Source organism: Methanomassiliicoccus luminyensis B10 (assembly GCF_000308215.1).
Classification (GTDB): Archaea; Thermoplasmatota; Thermoplasmata; order Methanomassiliicoccales; family Methanomassiliicoccaceae; genus Methanomassiliicoccus; species Methanomassiliicoccus luminyensis.
On record NZ_CAJE01000013.1, the window covers coordinates 128,786 to 146,185 of the forward strand.

At 61.9% G+C, this 17,400-nt stretch carries 17 protein-coding genes; 9 read left to right on the forward strand and 8 right to left on the reverse strand.

Annotated elements, in window-relative coordinates; genetic code table 11:
* Positions 1-12: 12 nt before the first annotated feature.
* Complete coding sequence (gene mptA / locus WYS_RS07515) at positions 13-891, forward strand: GTP cyclohydrolase MptA (RefSeq protein WP_019177554.1); 879 nt, start codon at positions 13-15, stop codon at positions 889-891.
* Here the strand turns inward: mptA and WYS_RS14720 are convergent, their stop codons facing one another.
* Complete coding sequence (locus tag WYS_RS14720; protein ID WP_049796291.1) at positions 892-3,252, reverse strand: PAS domain S-box protein; 2,361 nt, start codon at positions 3,250-3,252, stop codon at positions 892-894.
* 450 nt (positions 3,253-3,702) lie between these two features.
* On the opposite strand from WYS_RS14720, the gene WYS_RS07525 reads away from it, so the two are divergent.
* Positions 3,703-4,377 carry a phosphoglycolate phosphatase gene (locus WYS_RS07525; RefSeq protein WP_019177556.1) on the forward strand — a complete coding sequence of 225 codons (675 nt, stop codon included), beginning with the start codon at positions 3,703-3,705 and terminating at the stop codon, positions 4,375-4,377.
* A 195-nt stretch (positions 4,378-4,572) separates the two neighbouring features.
* Here the strand turns inward: WYS_RS07525 and WYS_RS07530 are convergent, their stop codons facing one another.
* Both WYS_RS07530 and WYS_RS07535 read right to left on the reverse strand, forming a co-directional pair.
* Positions 4,573-5,688, reverse strand: coding sequence for a (Fe-S)-binding protein (locus tag WYS_RS07530; RefSeq protein ID WP_019177557.1), 1,116 nt, complete (start codon positions 5,686-5,688; stop codon positions 4,573-4,575).
* 322 nt (positions 5,689-6,010) lie between these two features.
* Entirely contained in the window at positions 6,011-6,508 is a 498-nt protein-coding gene (locus WYS_RS07535; RefSeq protein ID WP_019177558.1) for a tetratricopeptide repeat protein, read from the reverse strand.
* Positions 6,509-6,654: 146 nt separating this feature from the next.
* Here WYS_RS07535 and WYS_RS07540 point away from each other — a divergent pair, with 146 nt between their 5' ends.
* Genes WYS_RS07540 through gatB form a run of 3 tightly spaced genes read left to right on the forward strand, consistent with a single transcriptional unit; the run spans position 6,655 to position 9,601 of the window.
* Positions 6,655-6,933: an Asp-tRNA(Asn)/Glu-tRNA(Gln) amidotransferase subunit GatC gene (locus tag WYS_RS07540; protein ID WP_147654351.1), complete on the forward strand. Its 279-nt coding sequence runs from the start codon at positions 6,655-6,657 to the stop codon at positions 6,931-6,933.
* A complete protein-coding gene (locus tag WYS_RS07545; RefSeq protein ID WP_019177560.1) occupies positions 6,930-8,252 on the forward strand; it encodes an amidase family protein in 1,323 nt (440 codons plus the stop codon). The genes WYS_RS07540 and WYS_RS07545 overlap by 4 nt, the downstream gene beginning before the upstream one ends.
* Positions 8,249-9,601 (forward strand): Asp-tRNA(Asn)/Glu-tRNA(Gln) amidotransferase subunit GatB, encoded by a 1,353-nt coding sequence (gene gatB / locus WYS_RS07550; RefSeq protein ID WP_019177561.1) that lies wholly within the window; start codon positions 8,249-8,251, stop codon positions 9,599-9,601. Before WYS_RS07545 ends, gatB begins: the two co-directional genes overlap by 4 nt.
* 3 nt (positions 9,602-9,604) lie before the next feature.
* On the opposite strand, the gene aspS is transcribed toward gatB, so the two are convergent.
* From aspS to WYS_RS07565, 3 genes are all read right to left on the reverse strand, one after another.
* Positions 9,605-11,437: an aspartate--tRNA ligase gene (gene aspS / locus WYS_RS07555; protein ID WP_019177562.1), complete on the reverse strand. Its 1,833-nt coding sequence runs from the start codon at positions 11,435-11,437 to the stop codon at positions 9,605-9,607.
* Positions 11,438-11,579: 142 nt separating this feature from the next.
* The gene (locus WYS_RS07560; protein ID WP_019177563.1) at positions 11,580-12,053 is read right to left on the reverse strand and encodes an Lrp/AsnC family transcriptional regulator; all 474 of its coding nucleotides are present in this window, start codon (positions 12,051-12,053) and stop codon (positions 11,580-11,582) included.
* A 130-nt stretch (positions 12,054-12,183) separates the two neighbouring features.
* Positions 12,184-12,438: a hypothetical protein gene (locus tag WYS_RS07565; protein WP_019177564.1), complete on the reverse strand. Its 255-nt coding sequence runs from the start codon at positions 12,436-12,438 to the stop codon at positions 12,184-12,186.
* A gap of 98 nt (positions 12,439-12,536) precedes the next feature.
* On the opposite strand from WYS_RS07565, the gene WYS_RS07570 reads away from it, so the two are divergent.
* The 4 genes from WYS_RS07570 to WYS_RS07585 all read left to right on the forward strand — a co-directional run bounded on the left by WYS_RS07570 (position 12,537) and on the right by WYS_RS07585 (position 15,841).
* The gene (locus tag WYS_RS07570; RefSeq protein WP_019177565.1) at positions 12,537-13,727 is read left to right on the forward strand and encodes an alanyl-tRNA editing protein; all 1,191 of its coding nucleotides are present in this window, start codon (positions 12,537-12,539) and stop codon (positions 13,725-13,727) included.
* Positions 13,728-13,794: 67 nt separating this feature from the next.
* Positions 13,795-15,141, forward strand: a complete 1,347-nt coding sequence (glnA, locus tag WYS_RS07575) for a type I glutamate--ammonia ligase (RefSeq protein ID WP_019177566.1) — start codon at positions 13,795-13,797, stop codon at positions 15,139-15,141.
* Positions 15,142-15,223: 82 nt separating this feature from the next.
* Entirely contained in the window at positions 15,224-15,601 is a 378-nt protein-coding gene (locus WYS_RS07580) for a nascent polypeptide-associated complex protein (protein ID WP_026068929.1), read from the forward strand.
* A gap of 6 nt (positions 15,602-15,607) precedes the next feature.
* Positions 15,608-15,841: a HypC/HybG/HupF family hydrogenase formation chaperone gene (locus WYS_RS07585; protein ID WP_019177568.1), complete on the forward strand. Its 234-nt coding sequence runs from the start codon at positions 15,608-15,610 to the stop codon at positions 15,839-15,841.
* 26 nt (positions 15,842-15,867) lie between these two features.
* Here the strand turns inward: WYS_RS07585 and WYS_RS07590 are convergent, their stop codons facing one another.
* The gene (locus tag WYS_RS07590; RefSeq protein WP_026068930.1) at positions 15,868-16,545 is read right to left on the reverse strand and encodes a 4Fe-4S dicluster domain-containing protein; all 678 of its coding nucleotides are present in this window, start codon (positions 16,543-16,545) and stop codon (positions 15,868-15,870) included.
* Positions 16,546-16,592: 47 nt separating this feature from the next.
* Entirely contained in the window at positions 16,593-17,240 is a 648-nt protein-coding gene (locus tag WYS_RS07595) for a DUF1847 domain-containing protein (protein WP_026068931.1), read from the reverse strand.
* Positions 17,241-17,400: the final 160 nt, after the last annotated feature.

Sequence of the window (17,400 nt, forward strand, 5' to 3'; positions counted from 1 at the left end):
GCGTTCCCAGGAGTGATTCGTATTCAGACTGATGTTCAGAACCGCAAGCTGACCAACGGGTTCATGCTGACCCGGGTCGGCGTCACCGATGTCAAGAAGCCGGTCAGGGTCACCAGGGGAGGGAGGACCACCACGTTGTTCTGCTCCATCGACGTGTTCGTGGACCTGCCCTCCACCCAGAAGGGCTCGCACCTGTCCCGGAACCTCGAGGCCATCAATGAGGCGGTGTCCCGCAGCAACAAGGAAGAGGTGGCGGGCATAGAGGTCATCGCCGCGGAGATCTGCCGCACCCTCCGGGATAAGCATGAATACTCCACCTACGCCGAGGTGCACATGATCGCCGATTATTTCATGGAGCGGCCCGGTCCCAGCGGGAAGATCACCCTGGAACCGTTCAAGATCATGGCCAAGGCCACCAGCCGCAACTCCGACGGCCTGAAGAAGATGATCGGGGTGCAGGCCATCGGCATGACCGCCTGCCCCTGCGCCATGGAGACAGTGCGCGAGCTGTACAAAGGCAGCGTGGTGTTCGATGACGACCTACCCGTGATAACGCACAACCAGCGCAATGTGGCCACCGTGATGATCGAGGTGCCGGAGGAATTGGACGTGGAGGCCAACGACCTCCTCGACGTGGTGGAGGCGTCATTCTCCTCGCCCACCTTCGAGCTGCTGAAGCGGGCCGACGAGGCCAAGGTCGTGCTCAACGCCCACCAGAACCCCAAGTTCGTGGAGGATGTGGTCCGCGCGGTGCTGACCCGGCTCCTGGAGAAGTACACCGACCTGCCCGACGACGTGGTGGTGACGGTCAGAAGCGAGAGCGAGGAGTCCATCCACAAGCACAATGCCTTCGCCGAGAGGGTGACCACCCTCGGCGACCTCAGAAAGTGATCACATCGCCGAACGCGGGTCGGTGGTGACAGAAGGCAGCAGGACCGCGAATCTAGCCCCCTTGGAATAATCCCCGGGGACCCTGTCCTCCACCCACACCCTGCCGTTCGACTCCTCCACCAGCTTCTTCACCAGGTAGAGGCCCAGGCCAGTGCCGGTCGCTTTCGTCTTTCCCCTTTGCTTTCTCTGGAACAGCTTGACCTTCAGGTCGTCGGGTATGCCCGGCCCGTCGTCCTCCACTACAACCTTGTAGTACTCCCTGCCGTCCTCGAAGGCCTTGGTCATGACGATGGCGATCTCCACCGGCCCTACGGAGTGCTTGATGGAGTTGCTGACCAGGTTCACGAACACGTCCTTGAGCAGGTCGCTGCCCATAACGAACCTCTTGATGGAGGGCTTGTAGGTGATCTTGACGTCCCTGCCGGGGTAGTGCTCGTACTCCATCCTCACATCCTCCAGGAGCCAGCCCAGGTCCACCAGCCCGTGCTTGGACTCATGGCTCTCCACCTGCTGGATCTTGCGGACGTTCTCGATGAGGCGGCTGCTGTTCTCCAGGATGTCCAGCGGCTTGATGAAGTACTGCTTGTTGGCCTCCGAGATGTCCATCTTGTCCAGCGCCATCTGGAGATATCCTGCGATAGCGGTGTTCATATTGCTGATATCGTGGGACAGCAGATCGATGTACAGCTCCGCCTGCTCCTTGGCCTCGATGGCATCGTGCTCCAGCTTTCTCTGCCGGGTGATGTCCTGCATGACCGCGACCCCGCCCAGGAGCCTGCCGCCGGCGTCCCGTATGGGGGACGCGGAGCTGAGGATGGTGCCTCTGGTCCCGTCGAACCGCAGGATGTCCATGGTCTCGCCAACTGGGGTCTCCCCCTTGCTGAGGGCGCGGGAGATGGCCCACTCCTCCGGTCGGACGTTCATGCCGGTGTCGGCCCACCATGCCTTGAAATCGCGGTACCCCTTGATGCTCTCCGGCAGAGGGGCGCGTCCTCCCCAGATCTTGTCCACGATCTCGTTCTTCTCGATGGTGCGGCCCGAGGCGTCGGCGACGATGACGCCGACCGGCAGGCTGTCGAGGATCGTCTTAAGCCGCCTCCTTTCCGCGTCCGACCTCGCCGCCATCTCCTCCATGCGCCGGCGGGCGTTGACCTGCTCGGTCATGTCTACGACGGTCAGCATCACGTCCTGGAGCGGCCCGCCGGAAGATATGGGGACCACCGTCAGATGCCAGAAGGTGCTGTTCCCGTCGGCGGGGTCTTTGAACTCCATCTCGGTGCTGACGCTGGACCTCTGGTCGTTCATCACCGATTGTATCAGGGCGGTGATGCTGCTCCCGTTCGCCCACTCGATGACGTCCTGCAGCGGCCTGCCGATCAGGTCGGGCACGGGCAAAGGCCTCTTGCGGCCCTGCGGGAAGGAGCCGTTGACCCACTTGATCCCCAATGTCATCCCGCTGAGGACCAGGATGCCCGCTGGAGTGTTGTCGATCATGGCCTTAAGCAGGTTGCTCTGCCGCTCCATCTCCCTGGCCAGCCGCTCCCTCTCCTCCTCGGCCCTCTTGCGGTCGGTGATGTCGTGGACGATCGAGTACAGGAGCGTCTTGCTGTGAAGGGCGATCGGGCCGGTGTAGACCTCCACGTCCCTCACCTGCCCGTTGGCCAGGCGGTGTCGGAAGAAGAAGTGGTTCTGGTCGCGGGAGGAGGCCAGCCCCATTCTCTCGTATGCCTGCTCGGGGGGCAGCTGGTTGATCTCGGTGATCTTCATGGTCCGCAGGGTGCTTAGGTCGTACCCGTAGAAGTCAGAGGCCGCCTGGTTCGCGTCGACGATGAACGAGGTCACAGGGTCCACGATGATCATGACGGCGCCGTTATCCTGGAACAGGCTGGTGTACCGCCGGTTGCTCTCCCTGATCTCCTCCATCGCCTTCTTGCGCTGGATGGCGTACCTTATGGACCGCTCGAGGCCGTCCCGCTCCACCTGGCCCTTGACAAGGTAGTCCTGGGCGCCCATCTTCATGGCCTCGGCGACCACGCCCTCGTCGGCGACGCCGGTGAGGACCACGATGGGGATGTCGAGAGAGCGGCCTACCATCTTTCCCAATGTTCCCAGGCCGCGGGAGTCCGGCAGGCCGAGGTCCAGCAGGATTACGTCCGGCTGCCATTCCGTCGTCCTCTCCAGCGCTTCCTGCAAGCGGGAGACCGAAACGATCTCGAACCGGGGCGGGCGGCTGGCCTCCAGCATCTCCCTCATGAACGCCGTGTCCCCCTGGTTGTCCTCGACCAGCAGGACCTTGATGACCCCGCCTTCCTCACCGTCGACCCGGGAGGTGTTCACCTCGACGTTATCGGACCGGCTCATAACGGTCCGTCCTCCCGCACCTCACGGCTGCGCGCTGGATCACTTGCCCCACCACTCGTGCCAAGGCGGCCGACCCCTTTCTCAGGCTGTGCTCCGCACCCAGGCTTCCGGTCGCACCATCTCTTGGAACCAGCCTGATTTAACTGTTGCGGCAAGCACGTGGCCTGGTCCCCTGATACCGTTCCCGCCGGACCAGATGCACCGCGGGTGCGAGCATTCTCCTCCGTTCCTATCAATAGCATCCCTTCGGTTGGTGACCTTATGCCGACAGGTACTTCTCCATCACCCATCGACCTCGGTCGCGTTTGAAAAGGGTTCGGGGGTCGAGCGTTCGACCGAGCGTATAGCCTATTCTCGATATATATAATTAGCAACCAATTATTGGACGCTCGAAACAGATAACACTATTTACGGCGTCACCGCATAACGCCCCGCCATCCGAGGGATCGCATGGCGGAGATCAAGGCCGTAGTCGTGGACGTGGACGGTACGCTGACCGACCGGAACAAGGTCATGTTCGTCAGCGCCGTCGAGGCGCTCAGGAAGGTCCAGGACAAAGGCACCATCGTCAGCGTGGTCACGGGCAACGTCCTCCCAGTGGCGCTGGGCATCTCCACGTACGTGGGGCTGAGAGGGCCGATCATCGCCGAGAACGGCGGGATGGTATGCTACCAGGAGAAGATCTACCAGCTGTTCGACGGGGAGCTTCCCTGGAAGGCGTATGAGCACCTCCGGACGGTCATGCCGGTAGAGAGGCTGTTCACCGATAACTGGCGCAAGACCGAGGTCGGGCTGAAGCGGAGCAATGACCTGGACAAGGTGCTGGAGGCCTTGAAGGGATGGGACCTCAACATCGAGGCCACCGGGTTCGCCATCCACATCATGAACAAAGGCCACGGCAAGATCGCCGGGGTCAGGAAGATGGCTGAGATCATGGGCCTGAAGATCGAGGAGATCGCCGCGTTCGGCGACTCCGACAACGACGTCTGCACGCTGAGCCAATGCGGGTACGGGGTGGCGGTGGCCAACGCCTCCGAGGCTGCCAAGAAGGCGGCCAAGTACGTGGCCTCGAAGCCTCATGCCGACGGCGTGATAGAGGGCCTGGAACTGCTGGGATTGCTGTAGCCCCCATCAGCCCTTTTTCGTCCGGTGTCCTGGCGCCCGGGTCGACCCTGAAGTATGCCGCGCAGGCGCCCTGTAGCCGGCTCGGCGGGCCCGGAGGAGGGGGACACCAGATTATATTGACGGCGCGCTCGCGCGGCAAGGTCATTTCATAGTAAAGATGTCGCTCCTCCTGATGTTCTGTGACTGCCCATTCCCTCACCGTTCGCTAGCCAAGCTCTCGAGCATCAATTGGGAGGGGGTGCGGATCCTTAACGGGCCCTCCGTACCATTCTGGACCCCGCTCATATGGTGCATGCAAAAAGGGCAACCTACCCCGACCTGATCGACACCTTTGGAACTGGCTTCCTTGAGAAGCTTTCCTGCCAGCTCGTTCGCCACCTCCGGATAAAGTGGCTTTACCCCCGCAGGGGCCCCGCAGCAAACGGCCTCCGCCCCGTGCTCTTCGAATTCAACGACCTCGGCAACATGGCCCAGGACCTCTCGGGCAGCCTTCGTCATGTCGTATCTCCTGGCCAGGGGGCAGGGGTCCTTGTAGATGACCTTTCTTCCAGAATGCTTGACCTCGATGTTGCCGTGCTCGACGATGTCCTTTAAGATGTCCGCGATGTAGATCACTTCGTAGTTCGGCTCTCTAAAAAGGGCCGGATAGACCCTTTTATAAACATCATAACAACCGGGGCATTCGGTGATGACCGTCTTGGCGGATGTCGATTCCAGCAGCAAGGTGTTCTTTTCGGCGAGCTCCCTAGCCTCGTCCATCAACCCATTGTCGATCAGGAACAGGCCGCAACACCTCTCCTTCTCCCCGAGGGTGGTGATGTCCAATCCGGCCTTCGTAAGCAATTGGAAGGACGCCCTGGCGACCTCAGGGAGCCTGACGCTGGCCCAGCACCCCGGAACATACAGGTATTCTGCCTTTTCCCGTACATTATGGTCTTTGCCCAGATAGGTGATCCGGTCCTGGGGAGGCGCGGCCATGGGAGAGCCGTGCTCGATGATGGCGTTGGCGATGTTAGAGCATTTTTGGGGCCACTGTCCTCTTCTTCTGAGTTCGGCCCTGGCGCTCTGAACGATGTCTGGTACTGAAATACCGACGGGGCAAGTCGATACGCATCGATCGCAACGAGTGCATAGCCAAAGGGTCTTGAGACCCTCTTCCGTGAGTCCCTCTCCGGCAAAGAGGGACCTGGCGGCCCCCACTTTGGCCATGGCCCCATAGCTCGGGTTTCCCGTTGCTTTGTAGAAGGGGCAGACCTCGACGCATTCTCCGCATTGCACGCATGTCTCGATCATACCCTGCACGTTCGTCATGTTCGCAAACCTCCGACTTTTTCATCTCAAGATAGCTGGACAGGGTCCGTCTTTCATTTGACCGCCGACGGGACCAGATCCCTTTACCCCGTTTAAGAGCATCGGCCCCTTATTTCACGATTATGCCTTTCTGGCGCAAAACGTTAGCTTGGCCGCTCAGACCTCATCGATGGGTTTCCGCCCCGCTCCCCTCATTCCTATCTTCCGCTATGTGAGACCGAACGACCATAAGAGAAAATATGACTCCCCCATACGGCGGGGCCAGCATCCACCGGCCAATGGGTGCGATGAAAGATGAGGAAAGGAAGATATTGTGCAGGGCTCACTTGCGCTGCAGGAGCTCCAGCGCTCCGGCCTCATCGAGCCCGATGGACAGCAGGAGATACTTCAAGGACTTCTTGATGACCATTTCCTCGGTCTTGTCGTCCATGTATGCCTCCATGACCACCGGCGCGCGCTTGAAGTACTCCACCGCGAACTCCGAGTAGTAGTACGGGGCGTTGTCGGGGTCGATCTCGGCGGCCTTCTTGTACGCGCCCTCGGCGTCGTTGAACAGTCCGGCCTCCACGCAGAACGAGCCCATGGAGCTGTGATACATGGGGTTCTTGGGGTCCAGCTCCGCGGCCTTCTTGTACGCGGCGAGGATGTCCTCGGTCTTGGCCTTGGGCACCAGAACCGATGCCTCAGCCTTTCCGAACCATGCCTCCGCGTTGTTCGCGTCGGTCTTGGTCACCTTGTCGAATTTGGATAGCGCCTTGGAATAATCGCCCTCTTCGAGCGCTTGGTAAGCCTGCTTCATAAGCTTGTCAGTCTCTTCCAACCGAATCACCAAGCCTAGTAATTCTGACCAAGTTATAATGGTTTTTGCTAACTAGCTTCGGTGCATGAAGTGACCGGGCACCGCCGTGCCCAACAAAACATTATATGCCCCGCGCTTAATCCAGATTGTCCTTTTGAGGTCGCATCATGGCAATGGACGAGCAGACCGTTCTGAGAGTGGCCCGGGTGGCCAGGCTCAAGCTCACCGAGGAGGAGCTGAAGCAGTATTCCGCGGACCTTGAAGATATTCTTAGCGCTTTTTCCGTTCTCGACGAGGCGCCGTCGGTCGGGGAGTTCGACTTCAATCCGGTGAAGATCGAAGATGCCCTAAGGGAGGACGAGGTGGAGAGGGACAGCGAGCCCTCCGAGCTGCGGGACCTGATTCGCACGGAGGACGACAGAGTGAGGGGGCCGAGGGTCCAATGACCTCCCTCACCGATCTGGTGGACGCAGCGGACCGGCGCCACAGCGTGTTCGCTGACAGGCTCCAGGATCCTCTGGCGTTCGAGCAGGGGCACAAGTTCCACTTCTCCGCCAAGGACAACCTCTGCTCCAGGGAGTTCCAGGCCCGCGCCGGCAGCAAGATACTGGAAGGATATCGCCCCCCCTTCGACGCCACGCCCATACGGAAGCTGCGCGAGGCGGGCGGACTGCTGATCGGCAAGACCAACATGGACGAGTTCGGGTTCGGGACCTTCAGCACCAACTCCGGGTACGGCGTGCCGAAGAACCCCTTCGACGTGGACAGGAGCTGCGGCGGTTCCTCGGGAGGAGCGGCCGCGGCGGCCTGCCTGATCCCCGGGCACGTGGCGCTCGGCGTCAGCACCGGCGGCTCCATCTCCTGTCCCGCATCGTTCTGCGGCGTGGTCGGCCTCACCCCCACATATGGCAGGGTATCGAGGTACGGCCTCATCGACTACGGCAACTCGCTCGACAAGGTGGGCATACTGTCGCGCACCGCCAAGGACCTGGGGAGGTACTTTCCGGCCATCGCCGGACCCGACGCCAAGGACCCCACTTCACAGGCGCAGCCCGCCCTGGACATGAGCGGGAAAGTTAGCTCAGTGGCGGTGCCCGAGGAGGCGCTGAACGGCCTAAGCCCGGAGGTCCGCAAGGCCTTCGACGCCGCGCTCGGGAAGCTGAAGGAGATGGGGGTGGAGACACATGAGGTCAACATGCCCTCCCTGAAGTACGCCATCTCATCGTACTACATACTGGCGACCTCGGAAGCGTCGACCAACCTGGCGCGCTACTGCGGCATGCGGTTCGGGGTGATGAACGACAAGTTCGACCAGGGGTTCAACGAGTTCTTCTCCGAGACCAGGTCCGAGGACTTCGGCGCGGAGGCCAAGAGGCGCATACTGCTCGGCACGTTCTCCAGGATGGTGGGCTTCCGGAACCGCTACTACATGAAAGCGCTCCAGGTCCGCCAGCTCATCATACGCGAGTACCAGAAGGTGTTCGGGGACCACGACGTGGTGCTGACCCCGACCATGCCGTTCACCCCTCCGCGCTTCGACGAGATCGCCAGGATGAAGCCGCTGGAAATGTACCAGGCCGACTTCCTGACGGTGCCGCCGAACCTGGCGGGGATGCCGCACCTGTCCATCCCATGCGGCTATCATGAGGGCCTCCCTGTCGGCATGCAGGCGGTGGCCCCGCACTGGCAAGAGGGCCGATTGATATGCCTGGCCAAGATGTGGGAGGACGAGTTCACTTATATCTTCCCGGAGGTGAGCGAATGAAGATTGGTCTGGAGATACACGTTCAGCTGCCGACGAGATCGAAGCTGTTCTGCTCCTGCTCTACGTCGAGCGACAGCCCCAACAGCTCCATCTGCCCGGTGTGCCTGGGATTCCCAGGCTCCCGGCCGAGGCTTAACCGCAGGGCCCTGGAGATGGGCGTGCTCATCGCCAAGTACCTGCAGTGCAAGGTCGCGGACACGGTATGGTTCTCCCGCAAGACCTACTTTTATCCGGACCTGCCGAAGAACTTCCAGATCACCCAGTATGATTCGCCGCTCGGCACCGACGGCAAGTTCATGATTGGCCAGAAGCCCATAGGCATATGGAGGGCCCATCTCGAGGAGGACCCCGGCCGCATCAAGAGGGTGGGGCGTTCCGGCGAGGAGCTGGCGCTGATCGACTACGACAGATCTGGCATACCGCTCGTGGAGATAGTGACCGCGCCGGACATGAGCTCGCCCGCGGAGGCGAGGGATTTCCTCACCGACCTGCTCATCGAGATGCGCAGCCTCATCGGGGTCTCCGGAGAGGATACCTCTATCCGGGCCGACGCCAACATCTCCGTCGGCGAGGAGAGGGTGGAGGTAAAGAACATTACCGGGATCCGCAACGTGGAGAAGGCGCTGAAGTTCGAGGCCACCCGGCAATCCAAGCTCATCGCCGCCGGGAAGAAGATCGTGAGGGAGACCCGCCACTACGACGAGGAGAGGGGCGTCACCATGCCCGGTCGGGAGAAGGAGTTCGAGGAGGACTATGGGTACATCGGCGAGCCGGACCTCGGGGTATTCCACATCGGGGAGATTGCCGCCCGCATGGCCGTGCCCGAGACCCCTCTGGCCCGCGCCGCCAGGCTGGAAGGGCAGTACGCCGTCCCCGCCGCCGCGGCGAGGCAGATGGTCCTCACCTCCATGGAGCTGACGGACATGTTCGAGCGCCTCGCCTACACGGCGGGGGTTGAGGCGGCCACGAGCTGGACCCTAGGTCCGCTGTCCGCCAACTGGAAGGGGCTCTCGCCCCGCATGTCCCCGGAGCTTCGCTCCTCTGTCGAGGAGATCGTGGTCTCGGTATCCAAGGGCCCCATGACCGACAGCGAGGGCAAGCTGCGCATCGCCGCCCTTGCGGAAGGGAGAGAACTGGAGGCGGGAGCGGCGCCCGAAGCGGGCGGCTCCGACCTGGACCAGCTCATCGCAACCCTCGTCGACGCCCACCCCGAGGTGGTCAGGGACTTCAAAACGAACGAGAAGGCGGCCAACTTCCTCATCGGACAGGCCATGAAGGGGACCAGGGGCCGGTACTCGTCGAAAGAGATAGCGGAAAAGATGAGGAAGGAATTGGGAAAGAGAGTGTGAGGCTCACTCGTTCTTCTCTTCCTCGTCCCCCGCCAGGCACAGCAGCTGGAGCTCGGCGAGCCTTGCCTCCTCCACTGTGTCAGGGCAGCCGTCCATTAACGACTGGAACTTCTTGTTCTTGGGGAACGCGATGACCTCGCGGATGGATTCGCAGCCCAGGAGTATCGATACCAGGCGGTCCACCCCCAGCGCGATGCCGCCGTGGGGCGGCGCTCCGAAGCCCAGAGCTTCGAGGAAGTAGCCGAACTCCCTCTCGATCTTCTCATCGCTCATGCCCATGAGCTTGAAGATCCTGCGCTGCACCGCGGGGTCGTGGCAACGAACCGAGCCGGAGCCTATTTCGGAGCCGTCCAGCACCAGATCGTAGCTCATGCCCTGGATGGCCCATATGTCCTCGTCCTCGCCGATGTGCCCGGCGGTCGGGCACACGAAGGCGTGGTGGAACGGTTCCAGCTGCCCGGTGAGGGAGTCCTTCTGGAACAGGGGGCAGCCGACCAGCCACACGAACTGGTGGTCCTTGCCCTCGGTGAGCTTGAGGTCCCTTGCGAGTTTGCGGCGCAGCTCCCCGCCGGCCTTCAGCGCGGCTATCTCGGAGCCGGCCAGGAACAGCAGGAGGTCGCCATCCTCGGCGCCCAGCTTGGCCTCCAACGCCTGCGTGACCTCCTTGGGGAAGTACTTGACGATGTTGCTCTGCAGGCCGTCCTTGGTCATCCTCATCCAGGTGAGGCCGCCCATGCCCTGGGACTTGGCCCATTCGATAAGGCGGTCGACCTCGTTGCGGCCGACCGCGCTCTCGTCGGTGGGGGTGGCCTTGGTCAGTTCCGCCTTGACATTGACGCCCACGACCCTTCCGCCCTTGCCCAGGATCCTCTGGAAGATCTCGTACTTGGCATCCTTGACAATGTCGGTGACGTCGTTCAGCTCCAGCCCGTACCGCGTGTCCGGCGCGTCGGTGCCGTAGCGGTGCATGGCGTCGTAGAAAGTGATGCGGGGGAACGGGGTCTTCAGCTCCTTCCCGTAGACGGACCTCCATACGCTGGCCAAGATCTTCTCCACAACGGCCTGCACGTCCTTATCGTCGACGAAGGATTGCTCGATATCGAGCTGGGTGAACTCGGGCTGCCGGTCCGCCCGGGAATCCTCATCGCGGAAGCACCGAGCGACCTGGTAGTACTTGTCCATACCGCCGACCATCAGCATCTGCTTGTACAGCTGGGGCGACTGGGGCAGAGCGTAGAAGGAACCGGGAGATATCCTGGACGGGACGATGAACGACCTCGCCCCTTCGGGCGACTCCTTCACCAGCACCGGCGTCTCGATCTCCACGAAGCCTTCCGCGTCCAGCGCCCTTCTCGCCGCCGATAGGAGGCGATGGCGGAAGCGCAGGTTGTTGCCCATCTGCACCCTCCTGAGGTCCAGGTAGCGGTACCTCAGGCGAAGGTCCTCCGACGGGAGCAAGGATCCCTTCTGCTCGGCGATCTCGAAGGGGAGCGGCTTGGAGGAGTTGAGGAGCTTGGAGTCCTCGATCATGACCTCCACCTGGCCGGTGGGGTTCCTGGCGTCCTCGGTGCCGGGGACACGATTCCTGACCACGCCGTGGACCGAGATTACAGACTCTCGGCCGAAGGACTTGAACAGCTTTTCCAGGCGCTCGCGGTCCGCTCCTTCCGATATGCCCTCGGGGTCGTAGACCACCTGGGTGGTCCCGTACGCGTCGGCCACATCGAAGAAGAGCACCCCGCCATGGTCTCGGGAGAACCTGATCCAGCCTGCCAGCTCGACATGCTTGCCGATATCCTCGGCCCTAAGTTCTCCGCAGGTGTGTGTCCTCATCATGTTAAAGACCTCATATGAAGTCGCGATTCCGCCGAATGGGTGCAATCGACATAAACCATTCGGTGGCCGCTCGGCGCGGGACGTTACGCTGATCGCGGAACGCCCGCTCAGCTATTGACGAGAAAATCAGCGGGGCCGAGGCTCATCCCTCGCTCGGCCCCCCGATGACGTTCATCTCAGGGATGAACTGGTACGGGTCCTTGATAAGGTTCAGGACGACATAGGTGTTGGTCTTCTTGACGCCGTGGATGGCCACCATGCGCTTGATGAGCTCGGAGAACTCGTTGCGGCTCTTGCAGGCGACCCAGGCGATGGAGTCGCACTCCCCGGTGACGTCGAAGATGGCCAGCACGTTGTCCATCGCTTTGATCTTCCCCTGCACGTCCAGAACGTCGCCCTCGACATAGATGTGCACCAGGGCCATGAACTCGTAGCCGAGCTTGAGGTAGTCGACGTTGGCCCGGTAGCCTCTAATGATCCCCAGGTCCTCGAGGCTCTTCACCCTCTGGATCAGAGTGGTGGGGTGCACCCCCAGCCTCTTGGCGATCTGCCGGTAGGAGCCCTGGCTGGAGATGCAGAGCTCTTCTACAATGCGCTTGTCGAGTTCGTCTAGCATTACAATTACCTTCGTATAAGATAGACAAATGTCTAATCACTATGGGACTATAAGTAATTTTGTCTATAGAATGAGGCTCAAGCCCCCGCGGGAGCTTCTAAACACCCCAAAGCCTTCGGTAGATATTAACTTATCGCGTGCGGACCGCGGTCCTCGCCATCTCCGGCTGCGCGGCGGCCTTCACGCGCTGCACCAGCTCCCTCTTCATGCCCTTGTCCTCGGCGATCTGCGAGCCCGCCTCCCGCAATACCGCCGAGCACCTCCCCACTGAGGAGTTGTTCTCTACGTAGTCCTGAATGACCTTGTCGATGCGTTCCCTGTTCTCCTCGGTGACCTCCACTCCCGCCTCGTCCAGGACGGTGTTGAACCATTTCCAGCAGGACATGGTGGCATTATCTCGAACATGACGTTAATACAATTATTGCCGCGGCGCGGGAGCGCGTTCGAGAAGGTTTATACGGCCCCGTTCGCTTGTCATGGGGCATGACCCAACGGTTGTACATGGTCGACCCGTACCTCGCAGAGTTCTCCGCTACCGTGACCGAGGCCAAGGGAGATTGGGTCGCCCTTGACCGGACCGCCTTCTACCCCGGGGGCGGGGGGCAGGACCCCGACCGGGGAGAGCTGGGCGGAGGGAGGGTCATCGACGTCAAGCAGGAGGGCGGGAAGGTCCTGCACAAGGTCACCGGAGCGGCGCTCTCGGTCGGGCAGCACGTACAGGCGAAGATAGACTGGTCCCGCCGGTACGATCTCATGCAGGGGCATACCGGCGAGCACTTGCTGTTCTCCCGGCTGAAGCTCCTAAGCCCCGACCTGGAGCTGGTGAAGATCGCCATCACCCCGGAGAGGAAGAGCTTCGTGCTCAAGGGGCCGCTGGACTGGGACGCCGTCGCCAATGCCCAGGAGATGGCCCGCCAGGCCATCGAGGCCTCCCTCCCCATCACCGAATCGGTAGTAAGGAAGGGCGATCCCATACTGGAGCGGACCAGGGTCAAGCTGGACCGCATACCGGGCGACGAGGTCCGCGTCGTCTCCATCGGAGACATCGATCGGGCCGCCTGCGCAGGGGTCCACGTGCGCAACACCGGCGAGCTGGGTCTGCTGCTCATCACCAAGTTCACCTCCGCCCGGCCGGCCGCCGACTACGAGGTGGAGTTCGAGGTGGGCGCCAAGGCGAGAGCTAGGGCCCTGGAGCTTTCCGCGGCCGCGCTGCAGGCCGCCGGGTCGGTGGGCTCCCGCCCCCAGGACCTCCTGTCGGCCGTGGCCAACCTGAAAGCGGCCAAGGAGCGGGCCGAGGCGTCCCTGCGCTCCTACTCAGCGCAGGCGCTGAGGGGCCTGATCCCTTCGGAGGTCGGCGGGGTGAAGCTGTACTCCGGCATCTTCGAGGGAGTGGACAAGAAGGTGCTCATGGATGCGGCCAACGAGTTCACCGCCGAGGAGGCGGTGTGCGTTCTTGGCTCCGCCGGCGAGAGGTTCCTTCTCGTGGTGGCCTGCCACCCCTCGGTGGGCATCGACTGCGTGGCCGCGCTCAACGAGGCCCTCGCTACGGTGGGCGGGAAGGGAGGCGGCAAGCCGAACTTTGCCACCGGAGGCTCGCCCTCACCGGAAAAGGCGGAAGAGGCCATGGTAGGCGCCATCGTGGCGGTCCGGAAGGCCCTGGAAGCGAGGCTCTGACGGGGCCTCCGCCCCCTTACGGCATCAGGCACAACAATTCAATACCTATTCTCTCATAAGGTGGGACATGCCTGCGAAAGCGGTCACCTCCAAAGAGGATATTATCAAAGAGGTCAAGGAAAAGGACATCAAGTTCATCGAGATGCAGTTCTCGGACATCCTGGGGACCGTCAAGACGGTCGCCATCCCCGCCCACAACCTGGAGAAAGCGCTGGACGAGGGAGTGTACATCGACGGCTCGTCAATACTCGGCTACGCCACCATCGAGGAATCGGACATGCGGGCGCAGCCCATCTTATCATCGTTCCAGATATACCCGTGGACCCTGGACGGGAAGCTCAGGACGGCCCGGCTGTTGTGCCAGATCTACGACCACTCCGGGAACCGCTTCAAGGGCGATCCCCGCTGGGTCCTGGAAAGGATGGTGGAGAAGGCCAAGAAGAAGGGGTTCGGCTGCAACATGGGGCCGGAGTTCGAGTTCTTCCTCTTCAAACTGGACGCTAACGGGGACCCCATCCCCGCGCCGTCCGATTCCGCAGGCTACTTTGACCTCATGGCCCTGGACAAGGGAGAGGAGGTGCGCAAGGACATTACCCTGAACCTCGACGACATGGGATTCGGGGTCGAGGCCTCGCACCATGAGGTGGCCCCGGGGCAGCACGAAGTGGGAATGCGGTACAACGATGCCCTGACGGTGGCGGACCGGATCATGACGCTGAAGCTGACGGTGAAGACCATCGCCCTCCGCCATGGCATGTACGCCAGCTTCATGCCCAAGCCCCTGTTCGGGACCAACGGCTCCGGGATGCACGTACACCAGAGCCTGGTGGCGGCGGACGGGAAGAACGCCTTCGATGAACCTTCCGGCAGGTTCGGACTGAGCGAGAACGCCTTCCAGTACCTGGGAGGCCTGCTGGCTCATTCGAGGGAGACCTGCGCCATCCTGGCCCCTCACGTGAACTCCTACAAGCGCCTGGTCCCCGGCTACGAGGCGCCGGTATACATTTCCTGGGCCAACATGAACCGCAGCGCGCTCATCAGGGTGCCCGCGGGAAGGGGCGGAAGGACCAGGATCGAGCTTCGCAACCCCGACCCCTCCGGGAACCCCTATCTGCAGTTCGCGGTCATGCTGGCCTCCGGCCTGGACGGCATGGAGAAGGGGATCGTTCCGCCGGAGCCGGTGGAGAAGGACATCTATCACATGTGCACGGAGGAGAGGGACAGCAACGGCATCGGCTCCCTGCCGGAGAACCTGGGGGCGGCCCTGGACAGGATGTCCGAGAGCCAGCTGATGAAGGACACCCTGGGGGACCACATATTCCACCACTACATCAATATTAAAGGCCAGGAGTGGGACGAGTTCCGCACCTTCGTCACGGACTGGGAGCTGAAGAGGTACTTGAAAGTGCTGTAATCAGCGCTCTGGAACGTCTCGGAACTTCCGCGGCGTTCCCCGAAAACCTTTAACTACCGCGGGGGCATCACACAGCGCTACTATGATGCCGGGCATGCGCGGAGTGAACCCCCGCCAGATGAAACAGGCCATGAAGCGCCTTGGTATCACCACCGAGGAGCTTAGCGGGGTGGAAGAGGTCATCATCAGGACCAGGGACAAGGAGTACGTCGTAAAGGACGCCGCGGTCACCATGATGGACATGCAGGGCCAGAGGACCTTCCAGGTCGTCGGCGAGGCTGTCGTGCAGGACCGGAAGGCTTCCGCATCCTCCGCCAAGCCCGCCGAGGCTTCCGTGCCCGATGAGGATATCCAGCTGGTGATGGACCAGACCGGGGCTACCAGGGAAGCTGCCATCAAGGCGCTCAAAGAGACAGGCGGTCAGCCTGCCGAGGCCATCATCAAGATCATTTCATCGTGATTTGCCATGTGTCTTGCAGTACCGGGAAAGGTAGTATCGATCGAGGGGCACCAGGCCGACGTCGACTTCGGCGGGGTGCTCAGAAAGGTGAACGTCTCTCTGGTGGAGGCCGCCCCCGGCGAGTGGGTGGTCGTCCACGCCGGCTTCGCCATCGAGAAGATGGACGAGGACGAGGCCAAGGAGACCCTCCGCATGTGGGAGGAGCTCCTGGACCAGGAAGAGAAAGAAGAGGTCCAGTAATTTTTAAGAGCCCTTTCCGCGCGTTCTCACAGCGGGCAGGTCTTGAGGCAGAGGCCGCACCGGAGCCCGCCCAGCTCCCCGAACATGTACTGGGCGCACTTCTCCCGATGGATCGTGCCATCCTTTTCGAGCGCGCCGACCGGACATATGTCCACGCACCGGCCGCAACTGGAGCACCCCTCATGCGCGAAATCCGAGGCGGGGACGCCAGGCTCCAGGGGGGCGTCGGTCAGTATCCCCATGAACCTTACCCTCGGGCCGTACTTCTCAGTGACGAGGGAATGGTTCAGCCCGTACCGGCCCAGGCCGGCCAGGTAGGCGGCGTACCTCAGAGACACGTCCGCCCTCAGCGTTTCCCGGTCGGCGTACCAGATGCCGAACTCGCTGCCCTCGGCCGGGACTATGGAAGCGAGGTACTCGGCATCCTCGATGCGCTTGGCGAGCTGGAACGACATGTATCTCAGCGTCACCGTCGCCGCCAGCAGGGAGTTGTGGTACTCCGCCCTGCCCTTGGGAAGCGCATCCATGGAGCCGCGCAGCAGGGGCACTCCGAGAACCACTACGGAGCGCACCGAGGGCATGACGTCCTGGGGGCGGTTCCCCTGATATTCGGGGCTCAGGAACCCTTTAGCGTCCGCCACCCCGTACAGGCTTACCTCCAGGTCGCCAGCGGCCCTTCTCAGCTCCTCTGAGAGCGATCTCATGCCATCGAACAGCGCGGTCATGCTATCTAAGTTCGGCGGCCCCCCACTCAGTACTTCTTGAGGATACCGCTGAAGAAGCCCGAGTAAAGTGGGCCCACCGGGTTGTTGGCGGTCATGCGGTCCTTGACCATCAGCGTGGTGACGTACGCATTGGAGTGCTTGTTGAACAGCATGTCGTGGCCGACGCACAGGCCCAGCACGATGTTAAGCTGGGTCCCCGCCTCGTTCAGCAGCTCGGCCTGGTAGACCGGGTTGCACACCGTCTCCGCCTCGCTCTTCAGGCAGTCCTCCTTGGCGATGCCGATCTCCCCCTTCTTCACGCCGAAGTTCCGGCAGATGATGGAGTGGACCTCGAAGCCCCGGGCCTCCAGGACCTTGGTCAATCTGAGCGCCTCGTCCCTGGCCGCCAGGCAGAACGCCACGCCGATCCTCTTCCAGCCCATCTCGTCGGCGAAGGCCATTATCTCCGAGATCCGGGGGCGGATAGGGGTCTGCACGCCGTTGACCTCCTGCAGGGTCCCCTTCTCGACCCTCGCGGCGGTCCTCATGATCCCCTGGACCTCGGGTTGCGAATAGCGCTCTATGATCTCCTCACGGGTGTGCTCGGAAACATTGCTCGGGCAGAACTGGAATTTCACGGGCTGGCCGGCCTTGCACCCGACCTCGCTGCACATGTCGCATCTGGGACAGTCCATAACCTCACCGCGCCGAAATCCTCGCAGGCGCTAATATAGTCTCCCCCGAAATGCACACTAATAATTGGATTAACGATAGACAATGGCTTGAGAGAGAAAGAGGTCATGAGGATATAAAAAAAGAATGAAAAAAGAAAGGGGCCGGAGGCCCTTTCAATGC